This is a genomic window from Plantactinospora solaniradicis (assembly GCF_042658085.1).
Classification (GTDB): domain Bacteria; phylum Actinomycetota; class Actinomycetes; order Mycobacteriales; family Micromonosporaceae; genus Plantactinospora; species Plantactinospora solaniradicis.
The window spans coordinates 110,983-135,001 of record NZ_JBHSPR010000054.1; the positions used below are offsets into that span (position 1 = coordinate 110,983).

The 24,019-nt window shown below is 70.1% G+C and carries 17 protein-coding genes; 2 read left to right on the plus strand and 15 right to left on the minus strand.

Going from position 1 to position 24,019, the window contains the following annotated elements:
• Positions 1–260: 260 nt before the first annotated feature.
• From ACFP2T_RS38285 to ACFP2T_RS38345, 13 genes are all read right to left on the minus strand, one after another.
• Positions 261–1,586: a metallopeptidase domain-containing protein gene (locus tag ACFP2T_RS38285; protein WP_377430985.1), complete on the minus strand. Its 1,326-nt coding sequence runs from the start codon at positions 1,584–1,586 to the stop codon at positions 261–263.
• Between the two features lie 376 nt (positions 1,587–1,962).
• Positions 1,963–3,450: a cellulose binding domain-containing protein gene (locus tag ACFP2T_RS38290; protein ID WP_377430987.1), complete on the minus strand. Its 1,488-nt coding sequence runs from the start codon at positions 3,448–3,450 to the stop codon at positions 1,963–1,965.
• 112 nt (positions 3,451–3,562) lie between these two features.
• On the minus strand, positions 3,563–4,360 hold the full coding sequence (locus ACFP2T_RS38295) for an SAM-dependent methyltransferase (RefSeq protein WP_377430989.1): 798 nt from the start codon (positions 4,358–4,360) through the stop codon (positions 3,563–3,565).
• Positions 4,361–4,425: 65 nt separating this feature from the next.
• Positions 4,426–6,726, minus strand: a complete 2,301-nt coding sequence (locus ACFP2T_RS38300) for a rhamnogalacturonan lyase (protein WP_377430991.1) — start codon at positions 6,724–6,726, stop codon at positions 4,426–4,428.
• A 187-nt stretch (positions 6,727–6,913) separates the two neighbouring features.
• Positions 6,914–8,146 (minus strand): RNA polymerase sigma factor, encoded by a 1,233-nt coding sequence (locus ACFP2T_RS38305; protein WP_377430993.1) that lies wholly within the window; start codon positions 8,144–8,146, stop codon positions 6,914–6,916.
• Positions 8,139–8,486 carry a YciI family protein gene (locus tag ACFP2T_RS38310; protein ID WP_377430996.1) on the minus strand — a complete coding sequence of 116 codons (348 nt, stop codon included), beginning with the start codon at positions 8,484–8,486 and terminating at the stop codon, positions 8,139–8,141. Before ACFP2T_RS38310 ends, ACFP2T_RS38305 begins: the two co-directional genes overlap by 8 nt.
• 368 nt (positions 8,487–8,854) lie before the next feature.
• A complete protein-coding gene (locus ACFP2T_RS38315) occupies positions 8,855–9,301 on the minus strand; it encodes an amphi-Trp domain-containing protein (RefSeq protein WP_377430999.1) in 447 nt (148 codons plus the stop codon).
• A 100-nt stretch (positions 9,302–9,401) separates the two neighbouring features.
• Positions 9,402–10,829 (minus strand): DivIVA domain-containing protein, encoded by a 1,428-nt coding sequence (locus ACFP2T_RS38320; protein WP_377431002.1) that lies wholly within the window; start codon positions 10,827–10,829, stop codon positions 9,402–9,404.
• A gap of 144 nt (positions 10,830–10,973) precedes the next feature.
• The gene (locus tag ACFP2T_RS38325) at positions 10,974–12,752 is read right to left on the minus strand and encodes a family 43 glycosylhydrolase (protein ID WP_377431004.1); all 1,779 of its coding nucleotides are present in this window, start codon (positions 12,750–12,752) and stop codon (positions 10,974–10,976) included.
• Complete coding sequence (gene arfA / locus ACFP2T_RS38330) at positions 12,749–14,272, minus strand: arabinosylfuranosidase ArfA (protein WP_377431260.1); 1,524 nt, start codon at positions 14,270–14,272, stop codon at positions 12,749–12,751. The genes ACFP2T_RS38325 and arfA overlap by 4 nt, the downstream gene beginning before the upstream one ends.
• 121 nt (positions 14,273–14,393) lie before the next feature.
• The gene (locus tag ACFP2T_RS38335; protein ID WP_377431006.1) at positions 14,394–15,311 is read right to left on the minus strand and encodes a carbohydrate ABC transporter permease; all 918 of its coding nucleotides are present in this window, start codon (positions 15,309–15,311) and stop codon (positions 14,394–14,396) included.
• Positions 15,308–16,276 carry a carbohydrate ABC transporter permease gene (locus ACFP2T_RS38340; RefSeq protein ID WP_377431009.1) on the minus strand — a complete coding sequence of 323 codons (969 nt, stop codon included), beginning with the start codon at positions 16,274–16,276 and terminating at the stop codon, positions 15,308–15,310. The genes ACFP2T_RS38335 and ACFP2T_RS38340 overlap by 4 nt, the downstream gene beginning before the upstream one ends.
• Positions 16,273–17,619, minus strand: coding sequence for an ABC transporter substrate-binding protein (locus ACFP2T_RS38345; protein WP_377431012.1), 1,347 nt, complete (start codon positions 17,617–17,619; stop codon positions 16,273–16,275). Before ACFP2T_RS38345 ends, ACFP2T_RS38340 begins: the two co-directional genes overlap by 4 nt.
• Positions 17,620–17,933: 314 nt before the next feature.
• Between ACFP2T_RS38345 and ACFP2T_RS38350 the strand changes: the two genes are divergently transcribed.
• Both ACFP2T_RS38350 and ACFP2T_RS38355 read left to right on the plus strand, forming a co-directional pair.
• Entirely contained in the window at positions 17,934–18,980 is a 1,047-nt protein-coding gene (locus ACFP2T_RS38350) for a LacI family DNA-binding transcriptional regulator (protein WP_377431014.1), read from the plus strand.
• 43 nt (positions 18,981–19,023) lie between these two features.
• Positions 19,024–20,895 carry an NAD-binding protein gene (locus ACFP2T_RS38355; protein WP_377431016.1) on the plus strand — a complete coding sequence of 624 codons (1,872 nt, stop codon included), beginning with the start codon at positions 19,024–19,026 and terminating at the stop codon, positions 20,893–20,895.
• A gap of 59 nt (positions 20,896–20,954) precedes the next feature.
• Here the strand turns inward: ACFP2T_RS38355 and ACFP2T_RS38360 are convergent, their stop codons facing one another.
• Both ACFP2T_RS38360 and ACFP2T_RS38365 read right to left on the minus strand, forming a co-directional pair.
• Positions 20,955–22,169: a hypothetical protein gene (locus tag ACFP2T_RS38360; protein ID WP_377431019.1), complete on the minus strand. Its 1,215-nt coding sequence runs from the start codon at positions 22,167–22,169 to the stop codon at positions 20,955–20,957.
• Complete coding sequence (locus tag ACFP2T_RS38365) at positions 22,166–23,971, minus strand: sulfatase-like hydrolase/transferase (RefSeq protein WP_377431022.1); 1,806 nt, start codon at positions 23,969–23,971, stop codon at positions 22,166–22,168. The genes ACFP2T_RS38360 and ACFP2T_RS38365 overlap by 4 nt, the downstream gene beginning before the upstream one ends.
• Positions 23,972–24,019 lie beyond the last annotated feature (48 nt).

The following is a 24,019-nucleotide window of genomic DNA, read 5'->3' on the forward strand; positions in this document are numbered from 1 at the left end:
ATATCGACTGTGTTTTGAAAAGACACGACTTGATTACGGCAGACGACGACAAGAACGCGAGGAGGCGGTCCTCAATACAGGCTTTCGCCTGATTTGCCGGTCGTAATCGCACCAGCACTTGCGGCAAAGGCGTACGGTCCCGGACGACAAGGACCGCCCCGGTGGCCGGCATTCCGGCCACCGGGGCGTCTGCTTCCCGGTCTCCCGCGGTCGCGGGTTGAACGGTCCTTGTCGTGGTTGGTTCTCCAGGGGCGCTCAGGTCACGGCCAGCTCACCTGAACCGTGCGGGTGCCGCTACCGATACCGGTGAGTCGGACCTCGACTCCGCTCTCCGGGTCGATCACCGCCTGCTGGAGGCTCACCATGGTGGCGTCGCTCAACTGCAGTTGATCCGGCGGGCAGTGGTCTCCGGTGTTCGGCATTGGCTCGGCATCGATCGCCTTGATCGGTTCCTGGAGCCCCGCCAGGTTGGCATCGACCGTGTATACGAGCACCCCGGGTTGGAAGCAGCCCGGAACCGACACCCGCCCGGGGTTGCCGTCGATGGGTCCGCCGGTGGCCCGGTACTCCACCACGACCGCCCGGTTCGGCGCGGTACGTACCACCGCCATCTTCGGACCACCCGAGGCGTGCAACGGGGTCAACGTCCAGGTCTTCCGAGCGTGGGTATCCATGCAGTACACCTGGGAGTTGTCCAGCCAGCCCAGTTTCCACTTCTGCCAGGCCAGGTGGTCAGGGGCGTTCGAACTGGTCATGCTCATCAGGTCCCAGCCACCGAGTGCCGCGTAACTGCCGTGTCCCTCGGGCGTAAGGCTGTACAGATCGGGGAGGCCGAACAGGTGGGCGGTCTCGTGCACGAAGAGTCGCTGCCCCTGCTCGACTCCCGATCCCAGAGTCACGCCGAGCCGGGGCGAACCCTCCGCCGTGTCCAGGAAATCGGAGGTGCTGCTCGCCCAGGTGATGTAAGCGGCGGAGTGAAAATTGGAGTTGAAAAGGTCCGGCGGCACGATGACGTAGACAAAGTCGTACCCGGTGAAGTCCACGTACGGATCCGCAGCCGTGACAGCGGCCTTCATGAACGTGCGGTGCCGATCGAACGTACTGGTGACGCTTTTTTCCGGATCGTGGTAGTCGTCGCTCTCCAACGGCATCCGGCGCCATTGGGAGTCCCAGGTCACGTCGAGCTTCGTCCGACCGTAGGACGAGATGTCGAACCAGCCGGCCGCCGGTGCGTAGAGGCTCCGCAACGACGGAATGTGGACCGGGTCGCCGATCGCATTGGAGAAGTCGACGAACAGGACGATTCCCCGATGGTTACCGATCGGATCTTTCCAGCGTCCCTCGTAGTCGGTCAGCATGCCCGGATGCTCGCGGGCGCTCGGAGTGGACGGGCCCGGTAGTGCACAGTCAGCGGCCGACGCGGCCTGGGCGGGGCCCGGGGGCGCCGCCACCGTCGGTACCGCGAGCGCCGCCGAAAGCAGCGCGACGGCGCTGAGCAGGGTGCGGAGCCTGCGCCCGACCTCGCGCCACCGGTGAGGCTCCTGCTGCGCCGAATGCCAGTTGATGTGGACCTGGCTAACCCTCAAACCATCCTCCATCCAATGCGCACCGCCCGGTGGCGGTGCCGTTGTGCGGCATGTCAGAAAGGTAGGTCAGAAATCCCATCGGCGACTCCGACCACCGTGCCCACCGCTGTCCGCCACGGGTAGGAGCGGGCCGCCCGCTCTCAGCCCTCGGACCCATCACCTGCGGCACCCCGGGTCCCGTCGTAACGGCCTTACCGGGTCGGAATTGTGACCACGATCAATGATTGCCCTGACCCTCTACGCACTGACGGGAACACGTTCCGCCTATGGTTATGAGGTAACAAAATCTGCCGCAAGGACGGGAGCAGACGGCGACAGCCGCTGTCCGGTCCCGTCCGGCCTCGATCGGAGCTGTAATGGCGGCGGGACGGTGGGGTCAGGGGATCACCGCGATGTTGGTCAGGCCGCCGGTCGCGTTCGTCACGGTGTTGCTGGCGTAGACCACGTTCAGATTTCCCGCGCACTTCGACGTCGAGGTGACGTTGATCGCCCACTGGCCCACTCCGCCGAGGTCGGAGCTGTTGCGACGCCAGATGTTGCCGCAGCCGGAGCCGGCGACGGGGTTGTGTGTCTCGTACCCGTTCGCGAAGGTGCCCGGCGGGGCGTACGAGCCGATGTTGTCCTCGACGACGTAGCCGGTGCCCTTCATGTCCACCCACGAGTCGGCCGAGTTCTGGCCGGAGAGGCCACGCCCGTCGAACGTGTTGCCCCGGATGACACCACCGACGGTGCCCTCCTTGACGTCGATGTGCTCGGCGGCCACCGAGGGCCCCAGTCGGTTGCCGAGCACCTGGACCCGGTCGGAGCGGTCCACCCCGTCGATGTTGCCGTGGCAGGACCAGTTGGAGTTCGCCGATCCGAGGTAGACCGCCTCGCCGTAGCCGGGCTGGACCAGGCCGGTGTGCTCGATCCGGGAGTTGCGCAGGATCCCGTCCGACGAGGAGCGCCGGAAGTGGACCGCCTCGTCCTCGACGTGGTGCACGTACACGTCGTCGATGGTGACGTGCGGCGCGTTGTCCAGGACGATGCCCTTCTTCGACTCCGCCACCGTGAAGCCCTCCAGCCGCCAGTACGCGGCGGCGAAGAGCCAGAGGCCGTACCCGGAATCCCAGCCGGCGGTCGGGACCGGGCACGACGGGCCGGTGCCGCTCGGACCGTCGTTGATCAGGACCGCGTCACGCGGGCCGGTGAGGACGATCGGGGCGGCGGCGGTACCGGGCCGCTGCGCGACGAACGAGCCGCGATAGGTCCCCGGTGCGAGTTGGATGCGCTGGCCGGGCGCCGCATCCGCGAGCGCGGCCCGCAGTTCTGTCGCCGTAGCCACCGCAACCGTCGGGCCGGGCGACGAACTCGGCGTCGGCGTCGGGCTCGGTGGAGCGGTAGGGCTCGGTGGGACAGTCGGGCTCGGTGGATCAGTCGGGCTCGGTGCAGCGGTCGGGCTCGGTGTCGTCGGTGCGCCGTCGCAGGGCTGGCCGTTGACGAGGCAGCTGGTGGGCCGGCCGAGGCCACTCACGTTGAACCCGAAGTCGGCAGAGGCACCCGGGGCGAGGCTGCCGTTCCAGGTGGCGTTGGTGAAGCGGTACCGCTGACCGGTCTGGCTGCGGACCGAACTCCACGAACTGGTCACCCGGGAGCCGGCGGGCAGGTCGAACTCGACCGTCCAACCCTCCGCCACCGCGTCGCCGACGTTGGTGACCGTATAGCCGCCGCCGTACCCGGTGCTCCAGGTCGATGCCTCGACGTAGGCTGCGGTCAGCCGCGCCCGGGCGGCGTACGCGGTCGGGGCGGTCAGCACCGCGAGGCCGGCGAGCAGCGTGGCCAGCCCGGTGGCGAGGGCGAGGCGGAGCACGGCAGGTACGGGCACCGGATTCTCCTCTGGCCGGACAATGACGACGGCGGTCGATCAGTTAGTTAGCCTAACCGTTTCGCCGGAGTCAAGCTCCGCTCGGGAGAAAGGTGACGGTTGTTGCCGCCGGCTACCGCTTCCGGCCGATGCCGGCGGCGACCTTCAGCATGGTCGGGGCGGCCGTCTCGTCCGGCCACCACTCCTGCACGTCCACCACTCCGGGCGGAAGCAGCTCGAAACCGTCGAAGAAGCTCTCGATCTCGGCCCGGGGGCGGAAGGTCATCGGAGCCGGAGAGTTGACCGAGATCTCCTCCAGCTTGGCCCTGGCCGCCGGGTCACTGCCGTCCACGCAGAACTGGGAGATGCAGACGTGGCTGCCGGGCGCCATCCGGTCACGGAACTCGGCGATCAGCGCCGCCGGATCCTCCTGGTCGGTGACGAGGTGGAACAGGCCGATGAACAGCAGCAGCATCGGCTCGTCGAAGTTGATCAGCCGCCGTACCTGCGGATCGTCGAGCAGTTCTGCCGGACGACGTACGTCGGCCTGGATCGAGGCCACCTTGTCGTCGGTGGCCATCAGGGCGCGGTTGTGGACGAACACGATCGGATCGCTGTCGACGTAGACCACCCGGGCGTCGGAAGTGATCGCCCGGGCCGTCTCGTGGACGTTCGGCGAGGTCGGGATGCCGCAGCCGACGTCGAGAAACTGCGTGATCCCGGCGTTGGCGCACATCTGGGTGGCGCGCAGCAGGAACCTGCGCTGGGCCTTGCCGAGGGCGGGCAGGTCCGGCGCCAGCGCGATGACCTGCCGGGCGGCCTCCCGGTCCACCGCGAAGTTGTCCTTGCCGCCCAGCACGTAGTCGTAGGCGCGGGCGTGGCTCATCTGCGTGGTGTCGATTCCGGACGGTGCGCGATCCTGTTCGGACACAGCCGTTCCCGCCTTCGGTTCGGAGCCTGCTGACGCCTGCCGATCTTAGACGTCCGGTACGGCGGTCAGCGCTTCGGCACCGGTACCCGGGACCAGTCGATGTCCGAGCCGAGGTAGAAGCTCGGGTACGCCGGTTGGTTGTAGGTGGTCTGCTGCCGTGCCACCTCGACCCGGTACTGCGGGTCGTGCATCAGCGTGTAGAGCTTGCGGTCGGTCACCTCGGTGCTGAGGTAGATCCGGATCGCGGAGCTGTCGACGGTCCGGGTCAGCAGTTCCTCTCGCCAGTCCCCGAAGACGTCCGCGACCAGGCCCGGATTGCCCTTGGTTCCGTTGTTGGTCCGGGTGCCCTCGGCGGTGAGCAGCCGGCCGCGCTGCCAGTCGTCGATGCTCGGGGTCACCTCCTGGGCGCCACCCACGATCTGGGTGGTCATGTCGGCCGCCCACCTGATGCTCTGGTTGGTGCCCGGGATGTTCGTGCCGAGCATGTCGCCGTCGGCCGTACGCAGACCGGGCCCGGTGGGCGCACCGACGACGGTCGAGGCCCAGGTCTCCAGCCCCGGCTCGGCGGGTACGACGTCGCCGACCATGCCCCGGCCGGTGTCCACGCCGGTGTAGCCGCCGTAGATCACCTCGCCGGTCGCCGCGTCCCGGAGCGCGTAGCCGTACGGGGCACCGGTCGCGCCCTCGTGCACCATGAAGATCTCCAGGCCCGGACGGTTCGGGTCGATGTCGGTGACGTGCATCGCGTCGCCGTGCCCGAGCTTCGCCATCGCGCCGGGGTTGGCGCTACCGGGCGGAAGCACGTCGTACGAGCTGTAGAGCAGGCTGCCGTCGTGGTCGATTGTCGCCCCGCCGTAGACGATCTCCTGTTTTCCGTCGGCGTCCACATCGGCCACGCTCAGCGAGTGCGCGCCCTGGGTGGTGAGGGTGCCGTACTCGGGATCGGTGCCCTCCCGGCCGTGCGGCCCGTCGTTGAACGGGTTGGTCATCAGCACCCAGCCGCTGTCGACGTACCAGTCCTCGCGCAGCCGCCGGCCGTCCCACCGGTAGGCGACCAGGGTCGCGCGGGTGTAGTAGCCCCGGGCGAAGATCGCCGACGGGTGCCGGCCGTCCAGGTACGCCACTCCGGCGAGGAACCGGTCGACCCGGTTGCCCGGTTCGATCCGGCTCATCGCGTAGTCGCCCCACATGAGCCCGTCGTCGTGCCGGCCGGGCTTGTACCGGATGGTCTCCAACTCCCGGCCGCTGGCGCCGTCGAACACGGTGAGGTATTCCGGCCCGTCGACGATGAAGCCCTGGAAGGAGCGGAGCGCGTTGCGGGTGCTGCGCGCGGGGGCGTAGACGTCGATGAAGTAGTCCGTCAGCGCTTCGGCGTCGGTGCGGGAGAGCGGGTACTGGTACGTCGGCGTGATGCCGAAGGCCTGCTCCAGGGTTGCCGGCCAACGCCCGGCCAGCACCTCCGGGTGCCGGTGCCAGCCGAGGAACAGCTCGACGAGCTTCTCCCGGTACGCCGCCGGCGTCAGCCGGTAGTCGTCGGTGTGCGAGTAGCCCGCCCGGACGTCTTCCCGGGGCATCGTGATGTACCGCTCGGAGACCACGGCACCGGTCCGGTCGTACCGGGTGATCTTCGTGCCGGGCGCCGTCTTGAACATCATCTCGCTGCGGCCGTCGCCGTCGAAGTCGTAGACCAGGAACTGGGTGTAGTGGGCACCGGCGCGGATGTTGACACCGAGCGAGATGCGGTGCAGCAGGGTGCCGTCGAGCGTGTAGGTGTCGATGAACACCGGTCCGGTGTAGCCGACCTGGGAGACGTCCTTGGAGTTCGACGGGTCCCACTTGACGACGTACTCGTAGGTCCCGTCTCCGTCGACGTCGCCGACGCTGATGTCGTTGGCCGAGTAGGTGTACGCCTCGCCGACCGGGGTGACGCCGTCGGCGGGCCGGCGCAACGGGAGGTCCCGGTATCCGCCGGCCCACGGCGACACCGCCGGGCTGCGGTCGACCTCACGGCCCCGGACGACGGCCGCCACCCGGTACGAGGCGGAGGCCGTGCCGGCCCGGTCCAGGTAGTTGGTGCTGTCGGTGACGGTCGCGATCCGCCGCCCGTCCCGGTAGACGTGGAAGTTCGCGCCGGTCAGGCCGGTGCTCGTCCGCCCGGAGACCTCGGAGGCGAGCAGCCGCCAACTGAGGAACACGCCCTCGCCCGAGGTGGCGGCGACCAGACCACGGTCGAGGTGTTCGAGCGCGGGACCCTTCGGGTTGTGCCCACCGCCGGCCGGCTTCGCCGCGACCGCCGCCGGGCCGCCGACCAGCAGGGCGGTCGCCGATGCGCAGGCCACGAACGCCGCCGCCAACCGCGCGGGCACAGGACGTCTTCCGGTACGAGGTCCCATTACTTTCTCCTGGTGTCACGTGCCGGCCGCCCCGGTCCACAGGTCAGGCGCCGAAAATGAAACGATACAATCGACCGAACATTATGGATGTCCGCTGTGCTTGTCAAGACGCCTTCCACGACACCCCGCCAGCCCGAACCGACGTGTGCCGGTTTGCCCGTCAATCCACCCCGGAAAGCTCCTCGGCGCGGTCGAGCAGCGCGCGACGCTCGGGGTCGGAGTGGGCGAGGGCGGCGGCCCCCCGAAACAGCGCGGCGGCGAGGTCCCGGTCGCCGCGCCGGGCGGTGAGGTCCGCCTCGACGGCGACGGCGAGCGGGTAACCGTCCAGCGCACCCCCGGCGCGAGCCCCGGCGAGCAGCGCCAGACCCGCAGCCGGCCCGAACGCGTAGCCGTGCGCCACGGCACGGTTCAGCGCGATCACCGGTGACGGTTGTATCCGGGCGAGTTCGTCGTACCAGCCGGCGATCGCGGGCCAGTCGGTGACGTCGGCGGACGCGGCGGTGGCGTGACAGGCGGCGATCCGGGCCTGCACCGCGTACGGGCCGTTCTCACCGACCCTGGCGAGCACGTCGACGCCCTCGGCGATCGCCGCGTGGTCCCACCGGCTCCGGTCCTGCCGGTCGAGGGTGCGCAGACCACCGCCCGGGTCGCGCCGGGCGTCGCGCCGGGAGTGCTGGAACAGGAACAGCGCCAGCAGCGCGGAGACCTCGGGCTGCTCCGGCAGGAGGTGGGCGAGCAACCGGGCCAGTCGGATCGCCTCGTCCGCGAAGGCCGGCTCCCCGTCCGGGTTGTAGCCGTGGGTGAACAGCAGATACAACACGGCGAGGACACCGGGGAGCCGCTCGGCGAGGGCCGGGCCACCGGGTACCCGGTACGGAATGGCGGCATCCGAGATCTTCGCCTTGGCCCGGGTCAGCCGGCGGGTCATGGTCGACTCGCTGACCAGGAACGCCCGCGCGATGTCGACGGTCGGCACCCCGACCACGGTACGCAGCGTCAGCGCCACCCGTGCGTCGAACGCGAGCGCCGGATGGCAACAGGTGAAGATGAGCCGCAACCGGTCGTCCACGACCTCCTCCTCCGCTGGCTCGGTGGGCGGATCGACGAGCGCGAGCACCGCCAGCTCCCGCAGCTTGCGGCGCTCGACGGAGGCGCGGCGCAGCACGTCGATCGCCCGGTTCCGGGCAACCGTCATGAGCCAGCCACCCGGATTGGCCGGCACGGCGTCGACGGGCCACCGCTCGAGGGCGAGCGCCAGCGCATCCTGGGCGCAGTCCTCGGCCAGCGTCCAGTCGCCGGTGACCCGGATCAGGGCGGCGACGATCCGGGCGTACGAGTCCGCGCAGACGGCTGCGACGGCCTCGACCGTCGCAGCCGGACGCGGATCAGTCACCCGGCCGGTCCGGCAGGGCGCTGACCGGGCGGAGTTCGATCCGGCCCGCCCTGGCCATCGGGTGCGTCCGGGCGACCTCGATCGCCTCGTCCAGGTCGGCGCACTCGAGCAGGTCGTAGCCCAGGATCACCTCCTTGGTCTCGGTGAACGGGCCGTCGGAGACCAGCAGTTCACCGTTCCGGACCCGGACCGTCGTGGCCGCCGACGTCGGGGCCAGCACGTTGCCGTCCAGCCGGCGGCCCTGCGCGTCGTTCTCCGACACCCACAGGTGGATGTCGGGCTCGGCGGCGGGATCCGGGTCGGGCTCGCTGTCGCTACAGACGAACATCATGTACTTCATCTCGGTACTCCTCGGTGTCGTCGCGTACACCAGGATGACGAACGGACGGCCCGGATCCGGACGGCCTCGGGCCGCAATCTTCGGACGTTCACGAGATGCGTCGTCGAGTGGCCGCAGATCACCACGGTCCGGAAGCTCGGCGAGCCTCGGGAGGGCTGGCGCCAGACGCTCGGCGTCGACTGCCGGTACGTCGTGCGGCGCCGCGACGGTCGGACCATCCGGTTCAACACACAGATCCAGGACGGAGACGTTCTCGGGAGCCGGATCGATCGCGCCACCCGGGGTCGGATCGCGGACCAGTGACAAGGGCTTGCCCACCCACGGCGGCGGGCAAGCCCTGCACCGGCCAGGAAACGTCGACTAGACCATCAGGTCCGGGTCGGGGCCGGCGTCGGCTCGGTGCCGCTCGCCGCGTCGCCGTCGGTAGCGGCCGGGGCGTCCGGCTCCACCGGGGCTTCCGGCACCTCGTCGGCCACCACGGCCTTCCCGGTGTCCTCCCCGACCTCCTCGTCCCGGTCGGAGGCATCCTCGTCCCGGTCGGAGGCATCCTCGTCCCGGTCGGAGGCCTCCTGCTCGCCGGACGTGGCTGCCGAGTCGGCTGCCTCGGGGCTGGCCCAACTGAACTCGATCTCGACCGATATCTCCCCGTCCTCGCGCTCGATCTCCAGCTCACAGTGGACCTGGTCGGCGACGGTGACCGTCCCGGCCGCACCGTAGAAGATCTGCGCGCCGGACTCCAACTGACTTGCCAGTTGACGCAGCCACGCGGCCAGATCGGCCCGCGACACCGTACGGGCGTCCTCGTAGATTTCCATGGCCGACATGCTCGCATTCCATTGAGGACCGAGCCCGGACGGGGCTGGTACGGCCGGTCCCGACCGCACCGCCCTCGCCCACGTCCGTCAGGCCACAGACCTAATTCGTGTAGTGGCGCACCGCGACGACCTCGTCCTGCAGCCTGCTGTCCTCGGCGCTCGGCGCGGGTGGGTCCGGCTCGGCCTCGGCGGCCGGCGGCCCGAACGGCTCGGCGGCCGGCGGCAGGAACGCCTCGGCCGCTGGCGGCAGGAACGCCTCGGCGGCCGGCGGCCCGAACGGCTCAGCGGCCGGCGGCCCGAACGGCTCAGCGGCCGGCGGCCCGAACGCCTCGGCGGCCGGCGGCCCGAACGGCTCACCGGCCGGCGATTCGGACGGCTCGTCGGCGGTTCGCTCGGCCTCCGGCCGGACGGCCACCATCCGGTACTCGCCGGTCTCGCCACTGATCGCCGCGGCCGCCATCACCGCCGCGGCGGCCCGGTCCGCCACCCGCTTCGCCTCGCGCTGCACCCGGGCCCGTACCTCGACCGCATGCCGCTCGGCGGAGTCGGCCGCCCGGCGGGCCTCGTCCAGCCGGTTGAGCTGACTGGTCAGCTCCTGCCTGATCTCGCCGAACCGCTGCTGCAACTGGGCGACCGCGTTCTCGGCCATCGCCCCGTCCTGGCGGGTCTGGGTGAGCCGCTGCTGCGCGGTCTCCTGCGCGGCCTGTAGCTGGGCCAACGACTGCTGGCGCGACTCAAGCTCCTCCATCACGGCGGCGAGCTGCTGCTGGTGGGTGGCGGCCTGCTCCTCGGCGTGCCGGCGTAGCTCGTTCGCGTACTGCTGCGCCTCGGCCCGGAGATTGGCGTTCTCCTGTTCGCCCCTCTCCTGCTGCCGAGCGAGTTCCGACTCGACGGCGGTACGCCGCTCGCCGACCTCCCGCTCCACGTTCGCCTGCCACTGCGCCAGTTCCTGCTGGGTCTGGGCGTGTGCCGCCTCGATCTCCTGCTGGATCTGCGCCCGCGCCGCCTCCAGCATCGCCTCGGCCTCGGAACGGGCCTGCTCGACCTGCTGGAGGCTGCGCTCGTTGATCCGCTTGGCCTCCTGCTCGGCGCGCTCCTGGGCAGCCTCGCCATCGGCCCTCAGCCGATCGGCCTGCTCGCGGGTCTCGGCGAGGAACCGCTCCGCCTCGGCCTGGTGTTCGGCCGCACGCTGCCCGGCGGCCTCGATGATCGCCTCGGCCTGTTTCTCGGTGGTCGCCAGGATCTGGTCGACCATCGGGCCCAGGTCGCGGAAGGACGCCCGGTCCAGCTGCGGCGGCCGGTCGCGCAGCTCGCTCAGCTCCGTCTGCATCTGCTTCAGGTGCGAGGTCAGGTTCTGGATGTGACTGAATGCCTGGGCGCGTTCGGCCGTCAGCTTCGAGATGTCGCTGGCCGCCTGTGCCACGTACTGGTCGACCTGCCGCTTGTCGTAACCGCGCAGCGCGGACTCGAAGGCCGGTCGCGCGGACGTGTCCTCCTGTAGGTCGAACAGCTCTTGGCCTCGGGACATACGCCATCCTCCATACGATCGTGAGCCCGGTACCGGCGTCTGGGCCAAGCCGCGGGTGGGCTCAACCGGCGGATCATACCCGCCGGCGACGGCGAATTCAGGATCCGGAGCTTTTTCGTGACCAGACCCGGCCCGGCCCCACCGCTACGGCGTCAGCAGGCGCACCTCCCGCACCGCACCGCCGTCCCGGGTGACCAACCGGTAGGCCCCGTTGTTCAGCGCCTCGATCCGCCACTGCGCGCCCGGGCCCGGCCGGGTGGTCGCGGCCAGCGCCCGACCGGTCCGCCGGTCGACGATCCGGTAGTAGCCCTCGGTCACGTGGACGAACCGCCAACTCGAACCTCCGAGCAGCCGCCGGTTGGCCACATCGGTGATCAGCACCTCGCCCACCGGTTGCAACCGGAACTGCTGGCAGGCGTCGCCGCGCCAGGTGAACGTCTGCACCGTCGCGCCGGGCCGGGCACAGCCGTCCAGCACCCGGCCGGCGATCCGGTTCTCGATCCGGGACCAGCCGTCGTCGGTGGCCAGGACCCGGAACTTCTGGCAGTCGTTGTCGAGCCAGCCCCACTGTGCGACCCGCGCACCGTCGGCGTTGACGCACGCCGCCACCTCGGCGACCTTGTTGCTGTGCCGATTGAGGATGCTGGCCTGGCCGTCACCCCGGTCCTCCAGGCGCCACTGTTGGCAAGCGTCGCCGGGCACCGGGGCGTCGAGCCCGATGTCGGCACCCTCGTACCCGCAGTTCCGGTTGGTCAGCACGGCACCGCCGTCGCGACCGACCAGCGTGACGTACGCGTCGCCCCGGCCGAAGCCCCGGTTGCCGCTGAGCGGCTCGCTGAGCGTCGGCCAGCCGCCGGCCCAGGAGATCGTCCGGACCGAGCCCTTCGGCAGGGCCTGGTCGGCCGCGTCGTAGTAGTGGTGGACGTACAGGTCGGCCCCGGACCGGCCCCGACCCGACCCGAGGAGGACGTCGCCGCCGCCGGTGCCCCGGAAGCCGTTGTAGCCGCGCAGCAGTTCGGTGCCGCCGCCGGCCAGCATCGGCACACCGGCCCGGTCCAGGTACGGACCGTGCACGCTGGTGGACCGCCCGACCACCACCCGGTAGTCGGAGTTCACCCCTCGGCAGCAGAAGTCGAAGCTGGCGAAGAGGTAGTAGTACCGGCCCTTGCGGACGATCGACGGCCCCTCGATCGCGGCGCCGCCGCGGGAGGCGAGGGAGTAGAGGGTCGGATCGGCCGGCGACAGCATCCCGGTCCTGAGGTCCAGGCGGCGCATCTTGATGCCGTCCCAGAAGGACCCGAACGACAGCCACGGCACCCCGGCCGCGTCGAAGACCACGTCGGCGTCGATCGCGTTGTGGTTGTCCGTGCTGGACGAGCGGATCACCATGCCCCGGTCCACCCATCGGTAGTCCGGGCTGTCCGGGTCCAGCGTCACGTTCGTGGCGAGTCCGATGACCGAGTTGTTGGTGCCGAACGAGGAGGCCGCGTAGTAGAGGTGGTACTCGCCGTCGAAGTAGTTGATGTCCGGCGCCCAGAAGTCGCCGGGGGTGATGCCCAGTTCCTGGACGACCCACTCCGGCGGGGTGCCGAAGACGGTGCCGAGGAAGGTCCAGTGCACCAGGTCGGTGGAGCGACGGATCGGCAGGTAGGTCCGGGTGCCGATGTCACCGGTGATGATCTCGTAGTAGTACCTGCCCTGCTTGATGACTGTCGGGTCGTGCGCGATCGGGTCCGGCGACGGCCGCGCGGCGCCGGACGTGGCCACCGACCCGGCCGGTGCGCCCACCGACGCCGCCGGTACGCCCACCGATGCCGCGGGTACGCCCACCGACGCGGCGACCGCTGCCGGCGAGACCGTGCCCAGCAGCAGCGCCGTCGTGGTGGCCAGCACGGCCCACCGGGTCAGCGGCCGGCGGCTCATTGGTCGGCCCGCGCCGGGTGCAGCCGGATCGCGCTCCACGACACCCGGGGCAGTACGACGCGCAGCGTGCTGCCGTCGACCGTCACCCGCTCGGCCGGAACCGGCGTGACCCGGTCGGGCTGCTCCTGGGTGTTGGTGGCGCGCAGGTCCTCGTCGGTCAGGGTCCACGCCTCCGCCAGGCGCAGGTCGGCCTTGAACAGATGCAGATCCACGGTCAGCTCCACGGAATCGGTCTGGTCGCGGTTGACGGCGAAGATCACCAGGTCACCGTCTTCGCTGTCGTAGGTGGCGACGGCATCGACCACCGCCACCTCGCCGTGCCGCGCGGTGGCGTACGTGGGCGAGTCGAGCCGGGTGTGCAGCACGCTTCCCCGGGCCAGCGCGGCGGTCTTGGCGAACGGATGGAAGATGGTCTGGCGCCAGGCCGGTCCGCCCGGCTCGCTGCGGATCGGCGCGATCACGTTGACGAGCTGCGCCTGGCAGGCCGCGGTGACCCGGTCACTGTGCCGGAGCAGGGAGATCAGCAGGTTGCCGACGACGACGGCGTCCGCGACGTTGTACTCGTCCTCGATCACCCGGGGCGCCACCGCCCAGTCGGCGGCCGGCGCCTGGCCCTGGAAACGGGACAGGTACCAGACGTTCCACTCGTCGAACGAGATGTTGATCTTCTTCTTGCTGCGCAGCCGGGCGCCCACGCTGTCGGCCGTGGCCACGATGCTGTCCACGAAGTGGTCCATGTCGACGGCGCTGGCCAGGAACGAGCCCAGGTCCCCGTCCAGCTCCTCGTAGTAGGCGTGGCAGGAGACGTAGTCCACCACGTCGTAGGCGTGCTCCAGCACGGTGGCTTCCCAGGTGCCGAAGGTCGGCATGGACGAGCCGGAGCTGCCGCAGGCCACCAGTTCCAGGCCCGGCTCGGCGGAGCGCAGCGCGCGGGCCGTCGCGGCGGCGAGCAGGCCGTACTCCTGGGCGGTCTTGTGCCCGGTCTGCCACGGCCCGTCCAGCTCGTTGCCGAGACACCAGAGCGTGATCCCGTACGGCTTCGCCGCCCCGTTGGCCCGGCGCAGCTCGGACAGCTGCGTACCCTCGGCGTGGTTGACGTACTCGTGCACGTCCAGCGCCTCCTGGACGCCCCGGGTGCCGAGGTTCACCGCGTACATGATCTCGACGTCGGCCTTGGCCGCCCAGCGGGCGAACTCGTCGATGCCGACCTGGTTCGTCTCGATGCTGTGCCAGGCCAGGTCACGCCGACGCGGCCGCTGCGCCGCCGGCCCGATGCCGTCCTCCCAGCGGTACCCGGAGACGAAGTTGCCGCCCGGATAGCGGACCATCGTGACGCCCAGCTCCCGGGTCAGGGCCAGTACGTCGGTGCGGAAGCCGTCCTCGTCCGCCTGCGGATGGCCCGGCTCGTAGATGCCGGTGTATACGCACCGCCCCATGTGCTCCACGAAGGAGCCGAACGTGCGGCGGCTGACCGGTGCCACCACGGCGCCGGGATCGAGGACAACAGTTGCGGCGAGCATGAGTTCCCTTCGGTGCGGTGTCGCTTCGGTGACCTCGGCGGAATGCCGGGTCACGTGAGTTGCCGGGACGTTCGAGGGCGCCGGGTCGCTGAGGGGCGCCGGGTTGGTGCGGGGCGCCGGGTCACTTCAGGGCGCCGATGGTCAGGCCGCCGCGCCAGTACCGCTGTAGCAGCAGGAACGCGACGATCAACGGCACGATCGCCACCAGCGCGCCGACCACGATGACGTTGAACAGGGCCGGCCCGCCGTTGCCGATGGTGGCGGACATGTACCAGGTACGGAGGCCGACGGTGAGTGGGAACAGTTTGTTGTCGCTGAGCATGACCAGGGGCAGGAAGAAGTTGTTCCAGGTGGCCACCATGGTAAACAGCAGGACCGTGACCAGCGCCGGGCGCATCGCCGGCAGTGCCACGCTGCGGAACACCCGCAGTTCCCCGGCACCGTCGATCCGGGCCGCCTCCAGCATCGCGTCCGGCACCGAGTCGTGGGCGTAGACCCGCAGCAGGTAGACCCCGAACGGGTTGAGCAGCGACGGCAGGATCACCGCCCAGATCGTGTCGGTGAGCCCGACCTCGCTCATCAGCAGGTACGTCGGCAGCACCAGCGCGGTGGCCGGCACCATGATCAGGCCGAGCAACGCGGCGAACAGGACGTTGCGCCCGGGAAAGCGCAGCTTGGCGAAGGCGTACCCGGCCAGAGCCGCGATCGCGGTCGCCCCGACGCCGCTCACCACCGAGTAGAGCGCCGAGTTGCCCAGCCACTTCAGGTAGACGCCGTCCTCCTGACGGAACAGCAGGGACAGGTTCTCGAAGAAGTTGTTGTCGGCGGCGAACCACAGCGGCGCCGAGCCGAACAGGCCGTCGTTGTCCTTGGTCGCCGCGACCAGCAGCCACCAGAACGGCAGCAGGAAGTACACCGTCATCAGCGCCATCACCGCGTGCGAGGCGATCCGGCCGCCCGTGAACCGGGCCGCCCGGTGCGGGGCCCGCGTCCGCGTCTCGGGGGCGGCCCCGGCGCCGTCGTTGGTCACGGTGGTCACCGCAGCGCGCTCCTTCGGCGGGTGGCGAACAGGAAGATGTACGACCCGACGAAGACCACCGCGCCGAGCAGGAACGAGATCGCCGCCGAGTAGTTGTGCTGCTGGTACGAGAACGCCTGGTGGTAGGCGTACACGTTGGGGGTGTAGCTGTTGGTGATGGCGCCGGGGTTCAGCGGTTGCAGGATGAGCGGCTCGGTGAAGAACTGGAGCGTCCCGATGATCGTGAAGATCGTGACGAGGACGATCGCCGCCGAGATCATCGGCGTCTTGATCCGCAGCGCGACCTGCACCGCACCGGCACCGTCGATCCGGGCCGACTCGTAGATCTCCCTCGGCACACCCTGGAGGGCCGCGTAGAGGACGATCATGTTGTATCCGGCCCACTGCCAGGTCACGATGTTGCCGAGCGAGAACAGCACCGTCTCGCCGGAGAGGAAGTTCAGGTCCGTCAGCCCGCTGAGCGGACCGGTGTTCGGGCTGTAGAGAAAGCCCCACATCAGCGTCCCGATCACCACCGGCACGGCGTACGGGACGAACGCCGCGAGCCGGAACAGCCGGGAGAACCGCGACGTGGCCTCGTCGATCAGCAGCGCGGCGAGCAGGGCCAGCCCGATCATCACCGGGGTCTGGACCAGGCCGAACAGGATGACCCGCCAGACACCCCGGCGGAACTCGGGATCGCCGAGCGCCTGCCGGTAGTTGTCGACGTACGCGAAGACCTCGCCCTCGACCAGGGTCGATCGGTAGAGGCTGAGCTTGAACGCGTACGCCATCGGCAGCAGCAGGAACACCACGAGCAGTACGGCGAACGGCGCGACGAACAGCCAGCCGGCCAGCGCCTGCCGGCCGAGCCGGGGGCGGCGCCCGGCCGCCGGCCGGCGCTCCGGGTCCACCGCCCGGTCCCGGGCAGGGGGACCGGGCGGCTCTTCCCGCGTCGTCGTCGAGGAGCGGTCGGGAACGGTCATTGGGATACCGTGAAGCCCTGCTGCGAGGCGTACGTGGAGATGTTCTTCTGCGCCGTGTCCAGGGCCGTCGGCCAGGACGACTTCTCCGACACCGCCTGGTTCATCGCCGTCGTCAGCTGGTTGAAGTAGTAGCTGTTGAACGGGCTCCACTCGAACTCGCCGATGCCGTTGTACGCCGGTACGAAGACCTCGTTGACCTTCTGCCCGCCGAAGAACTCGTAGCTCTTGCCCAGGAAGTAGTCCCATTCGAGGATCGGCGTCGCGGTCGGGAAGAGGAACGCCTGGTCGATGCCGATCTTCCAGGCGTCCTTGTTGGCGCCGAAGATCTCCATCGCCACCTGGGTCGCCTGCTTCGGGTACTTGGACTGGTCGGTCACCGCGAACGACGAACCGCCCCAGTCGCCCTGCGCGTTCTCGCCGGCGGTCCACTGCGGCAGCGGCGCCGCCCGCCACTTGCCCGAGGTCGTCTTGGCCACGCTCTGCAGGTATCCCGGGCCCCATCCGGCGGCCAGGTAGGTGGCGTACTTGCCGCTGGCCAGCCCGCTGTAGAAGTCCGTCGTACCGAAGGCGGTCGTGTCGGCCAGGCCGCTGTCGACCATGTCCTCCCAGTACGTCATCGTCTTCTTCGCCGGCTCGGCGTTCAGCCGTACGCCGATCTTCGGCGCCTCCGCGGCGGAGTAGTCGAACGGGCGGGCGCCGGCCTGCCACATCAATCCGGTCATGAAGCCGCCGTCGTTGGCCCCGAAGTCGGTCATGAAACTGGTCGGCGAGGCGGCCTTCAGCTTCTGCCCCTGCTCCTTGAACTCCGTCCAGGTCTTCGGCACGGTGAGTCCGTACTTGTCGAAGACGTCCTGCCGGTACAGCATCGCCATCGGTCCGGCGTCGACCGGGATCGCGTAGACCGCGTCGCCGTTGGTGACCTGCTTCCAGGCCCAGTCGACGTAGTTGCCCTTGATGTCGTTGGCGCCGTACTTCCCCATGTCGACCAGGTGCTTGGTCAACTGGAAGGTCGGCAGTTCCTGGAACTCCAGCATCACCACGTCCGGGGCGCCCTTGCCGGCCTTGAGCGCGGTCTGGAGCTTGGTGTACTGGTCCTGGCCGGTGCCGGCGTTCGTCCACTCGATCTGGACGTCGGTGTGGGTCTTGTTGAACAGGTCGACGACCGGCTGGAACGCGGGGTACCAGGCCCAGACCTTGATCTTGACCGGCCCGTCGGGCTGCTCGTCGGCATCGTCCGAGCCACATCCCGTCGCCACCAGCGCCAGGGCGGTGAGCGCCGCGACGAGCATGGCTCCGGCGGGGCTGCGCCGTCTCCGTTCTACAATATGCTTCCTGACATTCATCGGTCCTCCCACGGGGATTCGAAGCGCATCGCGTCCATGTGCGTGTTCAGGTAGGCCGGTCCGCGGTGCTAGGCACACCGAGGGCCGGCCGTCAGATCGCAGGGCCGGAACCCCGCGTGGGGCAGGTGGCCCGCGTGGGGCTCGTCGTGGCCGTACCTGGGAATCGGCAAGGCGCTCGTCCCGTCCCGCCAAGACCCTTTGCAGCGCTGCAAACAGCATGCACGGACGCCCGATAGACGGCAAGAGGTAACGTTCCCGAAACTTTGCCGGGGTCTAACCTCAGCCGAGAACAGCACGTCAGTGGAGGGGACCAGATGCGACGAGGACGAGAGGTCACGCTCCGCGACGTGGCGGAACTCGCCGGCGTATCCAGCCGTACGGTCTCCAACGTGGTGAACGGCTACGCCAACGTCACCGAGCGGACCCGGCTGCGGGTGCAGCGCGCCGTCGACCAGCTCGGCTACCGGCCGAACGTGCTGGCCCGGAACCTGGCGCAGGGTCGCTCGGGGCAGATCGCCGTGGTCGTGCCCTATCTCGACACGCCGTACTTCTCCGAACTCCTCCAGGGCATCATCCGGGCCGCCCGGGTGCAGGGCTACAACGTGCTGATCGACCAGACCGACGGGGACCCCGACCACGAGCGGATGCTCGTCAACCACGGTTCCAGCCGACTGCTGTTCGACGGGGTGATCTTCAGCCCGCTCGGCCTGTCCCAGGCCGCACTGGCCGACCGCGACCCGACGCTGCCGCTGGTCATCCTCGGCGAACGGGTCAGCGACGGCACGTTCGACCACGTCGGGATCGACGACGTCACCGCGTCCCGGCAGGCCACCGAACACCTGCTGGACCTCGGGCGGGGCCGGGTGGCCGCGATCGGCGACCAGCCGTACGAGACCGGCGAGGCGGCGCAGTTGCGGACCCGGGGGTTCCGGGAGGCACACGAGCGCCGGGGACTGGCGGTGCGCGAGGAGCTGATCATCCCTACGCCCCGCTTCAACCGGCCGGACGGCGCCGGCGCGATGGCCCACCTGCTCGATCTGGACGACCCGCCGGACGCGGTCTTCTGCTACAGCGACCTGGTGGCGCTGGGCGCGATACACACGCTGGTGTCGCGTGGCCTGCGGGTACCGGAGGACGTGGCCGTGATCGGGTACGACGACATCGAGGACGGCGCGTACTCCAACCCGACCGTCACCACGATCTCGCCGGACAAGGAGATGATCGCGACCACCGCGGTCGAACGGCTGCTGCTGCGGATCGGCAGCCGTACTCCGCCACCGGGTCTCGAACTGCGGGCCCCGCACAAGCTGGTCGTCCGGGAGAGTACGGCCGGGCCGGCTCCCGGTAGACGGCGCGCCTGAACGGCCGCCGATCGGCCTGGCCGCCGGCGGTTAGAGTTCTGTCGTGTCCGGTGACGCAGTGCGCCCACCCGATCCTGCGCCGGATGTCGGCGAGATCGACGCCCCCGCGCCCCGGTTCGTCGTGTGGGGTGCCAACGCCCTCGCGCAGCGGCTGGTCGGCGAACTGATGAACACCTACGCGGCCCACGTGACGGTGATAGTGCCGTCGGCCTCCGCCGACCAGGCACCCGAGATCGCCGAACTGGTGCCCGAGGACGGCGATCCCGCGCTGCGGCCGACGATGGTCGTCGCTCCGCGGCTGCACCAGGACGCCTTCCGGCAGGCCGGGCTCGAGACCGCCGCGGCCGTCGCGCTGGTCGACCGCGACGACGTCGCCAACGTGGACGCGGCGCTGATCGCCCGCGAGGTGAGCCCGACGGTCCGGATCGTGGTACGGATCTTCAATCCCGTGCTCGGCGACGGCATCACCACCATGCTCGGCGACTGCGGCGTCCTGTCCGGCTCCGAGTTCGCGGCACCCGCCTTCGTCGCCGCGGCGCTGGGCAACGACACTCCGACCTACATCCGGCTGCCCGACGAACTGCTGATGGCCGCCAGGCGAGTCGACGTCGACGACCCCGACGACGATGACGACGTCCTCTGTGGCCTCGCGATCACCGAGGGTCGGGCCGAACCGGTCCGGTTGCCGGCCGACGAGGACGCCGCCGACCTGGTCCTGGTCCGGGCGCCGAGCAGTCCACCCCGACCGGTCCGACGGCGCCGGCCGCATCCGTTACGGGCGACCCGGTTGCTGTTCGGCCGGAACCTGCGGATCGCCCTGCTGGTGCTGGCCGGCGTCCTGGTGGCCGGGACGACCCTGCTCGCGATCGCCCGCGACGACATCAGCCTGCCGCAGGCCGCCTACCTGACCGTGCTCACCGCGCTCGGCGGCGCCGACGCGGACACCGGCGCCTCGCTGATGGAGAAGGTGACCGCAGTCCTGCTGGTGGTCACCGGTGTGGCGCTGATCCCCACGGTGACCGCCCTGATCGTGGACGTCGTCGTCAACGCCCGGCTGGCCCTGGCCGCCGGCGGACTCACCGAGCCGGTCTCCGGCCACGTCATCGTCGTCGGACTCGGCAACATCGGCGCCCGGGTGGTCCGGGAGCTGCACGGCTTCGGCCTGGACGTGGTCGCCATCGACCGGATTGAACACGCCCGGGGCGTGTCGGTCGCCCGTGAACTCGGCATCCCGGTCCTCATCCGGGATGCCAACAACGCCGAGACGCTGCGGGCGGCCTCCGTCCAGACCTGCCGGGCCCTGCTCCTGCTCACCTCCGACGACGTGACCAACCTCGAGACCGCGCTGATCGGGCGGGCGGTCCACCGCCAGTCCCAGCGGGGCACCGGCCCGGCCGGCGGCGCCACCGAGGAGAAGCTGCGGGTGGTGCTGCGACTCTACGACGAGGGCTTCGCCCAACGGGTCAAGCGCGCCTTCGGGATCGACCACTCGCGCAGCGTCTCCTACCTGGCCGCACCGGCCTTCGCGGCCGCGATGATGGGCCGGGAGGTGATCGACACCATCTCCGTCGGACGCCGCGTACTGCTCGTCGCCGAACTGCCGGTCGGCGCCGGCTCCGAGCTGGAGGGCAGACTCTGCCCCGAGGTCAGCCGGCCGAACGAGGTGCGGCTGATCGCCGTCCGTACCGGACGCGCCGGGCAGACGCTGTGGTCACTGCCGGAACGCCGGCCCCTGGTCCGGACCGACCGGCTCCTCGTGGTCGCCACCCGGGCCGGCCTGGCCAAGCTGCTCGCCCGCACCGCGGCGAGTCCGGACCCACCGCCGCTGGTGGAGCCGACGCCGCTGCGCCTGTTGAGCACCAACCGGTGGACACCTCGGCCCCGTCCGCCCGCGGGTCCAGGTCGTCGACCTTGAAGGTCGGAAAACCGCGACGCCACCCCGCTGACCGGCCCGCCGGCCGGCGCGTGGGCGGCTCAGCTCCGGGCCTCCGGAGCTGCCCAGCCGGTACGAAGGAGGATCTCCTGGGCGATGTCCTGTACCGCTCGGCCGTCCGTGTCGACGCGTAGATCGCCGATCGCGGCGCTCTCCAGGGCCTCGGCGTCGGCCGTCGCGTCGTCGACGATTCGGCGCAGCAGTGTGCCGGATCGTCCCCGCAGGTCGTCGCCGGCCAGCCCCCACGTGGAGACGAGGCCCTCGGCGCGCAGCATGATCCGTTCGGCGAGTTGGGCGCGGCTGGCATGCAGCCGGCACAGCGTGAGGGTGGCGGCGGGAAGCACGCTGGTGTAGGTCCGTACCGACTCAGGCCGGTCGACGGGACCGACGACGATCAGGCGGTGCGCGCCGCTGGCCCGGAAGTTGTGCCAGATGGCAGCGAGATTGTCGGCCTTGAGCCGGTGATTACCGTGGTCCTCGGCCGGCACCGGGCGGCGGAAGCCGATCTGGTCAAGGTCGACGAATGCGGTCCGGAACCCGGCGCGACTGGCCCGCTCGTAGAGTTGCCAGCCCACCGTGGACTTGCCGACCGCGGTGGGGCCGCACAGCCACAGGATCCGCCCCGGATCGGTCACCGGACCGCGGTACGGGGATGACGTCTCGGCGGCACCGTCGGCCGGCGCGCCCGTCGGCACGCCCGTCGACATGCCCAGGTCGGGCCATCCGCCGGTCAGCTCCCGCACGAGCCGGACGACGTCGGCAACACTCCGACCGGTGCTGTCGATACAGACGCCGGGCAGGTCGTTGCGGTCCAGGGCGTCCGCGTACCGCAGCACCTCGTCGACCTGGTCGCTCGGCCGCCCACGGGTGGCAATGCGCTGCCGCAGCACCTCCGGCGCGGCCCGCAGCCGGCACGGCGTCAGCGCGGCGTGCGGGATCAGGGTGTCGTCGACTCCGCGCGCGGGGTCGACGACACCCGACACGACGAGGCACCGGGCACCCGCAGCCCGGAAGTTCGCGACGACCGCGTCGAGGTTGCGGGACTTCATCAGGTAACGGCCCGGATCGGATGCCGGCTCCGGGGCCCACTCGTCGGACGTAGGCGTGGCATAGCACATGCCCAGCTGGTCGATGTCCACATATCCGGTCGGGACCCCGGCGAGGCTGAGCTGGGTGAACAGCTCCCAGGAGACCGTGGTCTTACCAACTCCGGGCGGCCCGTAGAGCCACAGCACCGGCAGCGGACCGACACTCATTTTCCGACCGGTGCCGCCGCGGGAGTGGTTCCGGGCTGCGGTCCGAAGGCGGTCAGGAAGCGGTCCCGGAAGGAGTCCATCCGCCACACCGGGGCGTTCGGACCGGGCTTCAGTCCGTCCTGCCAACCCCATCCGGAGATCCGTTCGAGTACGGCCGGGTCGCGCGCCACGATCGTGATCGGTACGTCCCGGCTGGCTCCGCCACCGATCACGACCGGGGAGGGCTGGTGGTCGCCGAGGAAGACGAGCACGGTGTCGTCGTCGCCGTACTTCTCCAGATAGGAGATCGTGCTGTTCAGCGAGTACTCGATCGAGCGCCCGTACTCGGTGCGTAGCCTGGCCCGGTCGCGCCACAGGCTGCTCCTCGGCTCGCCCTCCTTGGCCATCTCCTCGAAGACCGATCCGTCACCGAGGTCGTCCCAGTCGAGGAGCCGGGGAATGGGCGTCCACGGTGCGTGGCTCGAGACGAGCGTGATGCCCGCCATCAACGGGGTGGAGTGCGGCGGCGCGTGTTCCAGGCGTTCGAAGGCGGACAGGGCGAACTGGTCGGGCATGGTGGCCCAACTGAACTTCGGACCGTTGTACCCGAGTTGCCGGGAGTCGTAGACCTGGTCGTACTCGTACAGGTCTCCCTCCGGCCAGGCCCGGGTGACGCCCGGCATGATGCCGACGGTCCGCCAGTTCGCCCGGCGGAAGGCACCGGTGAGAGTCAGGCGGTCACTCGACACAACGCTGCGGTACCGCTGCTGATTGTCGATCCAGAGGCCGGACAGCAGCGTGGAGTGGGCCAGCCAACTGCCGCTGCTGGTCGTCGGCGAGGTGAGGAAGGCGCTGCGCGAGGAGAACCCGGCCGCGCCCAGCCGGCGCGTACCGGCGTCGAGCACCGCGCCGATCTGCGGCGCGAGCCCGGGGCTCTCGACCGCGTCGCGTCCGTAGCTCTCGATGAAGACGAGGAGGACGTCCTTGCCGCGCAGCCCGGTGAGCAACTGATCGCCCGGTACGTCGCGGAAGGCGTCGATGGCGGCCTGCCTGGCGTATTCCTGCTGATCCCGCAGGGCCGCACGGGCCTGGTTCACCCGCCCGTAGGCAAGTCCGGCCGTGTTCTTCGCGGCCACCGGAACACCGGGGACGATCTGCACGCCGAGCACGGCGCAGGCGACCCAGGCGGCCCCGAGTACGGCGACGCTGCGGGCCGCGACGGCGCGGTGCTGGACCACGACGCGGGTCAGGCGCAGCACCGACAGCGTCATCAGGGTGAGTACGGCGACGACGAGAAGCACGACCCCGATCGCGGCGCCGATCGCACCGACCCGGCCGACCGAGTCGGTGAGAAACGCCATCCCGTCGTCGATCAGGACCCAGTCCAGTACCAGGTCGAACTGCCGGGCGAGGACCGCGTAGAAGCCCATGTCGATGATCTTCACGATGCCCATCAGGCCAAGGGCCACCCCACCGAGTACGGCTACCACCCGCCTCGCCCTCGCCGGCAGGACCAGAACGAGGGCGAGACCGAGCAGTGCTTCCACCGGGATCCGCACGAGCCTGCCGACCGTGAGAAAGTCGAGATTGTTCGGCGCGAGGAGGGCGAGCAGCACGAACAGGGCGGCCAGCCCGGTGGTGACGCGGGCGGCGACCGGATGCCGCGAGCCCTTGGGGACATCGTCGCCACCTGCCACGTCGGTGTCACGCGGCGGATCGTCCTTCACCGCGTCGTCCTTAACCGCGTCGTCCTCTGCCGGGTCGTCCTTCGCCGTCGTCCGTTCCTGGGCCGGAAGCTGACGGAAGCGCGTGAAGAGTGACAACCCGAAGATCCTCTCGTGCGAGGCCGTGGTGGCGTGGCGGGCCAGGCT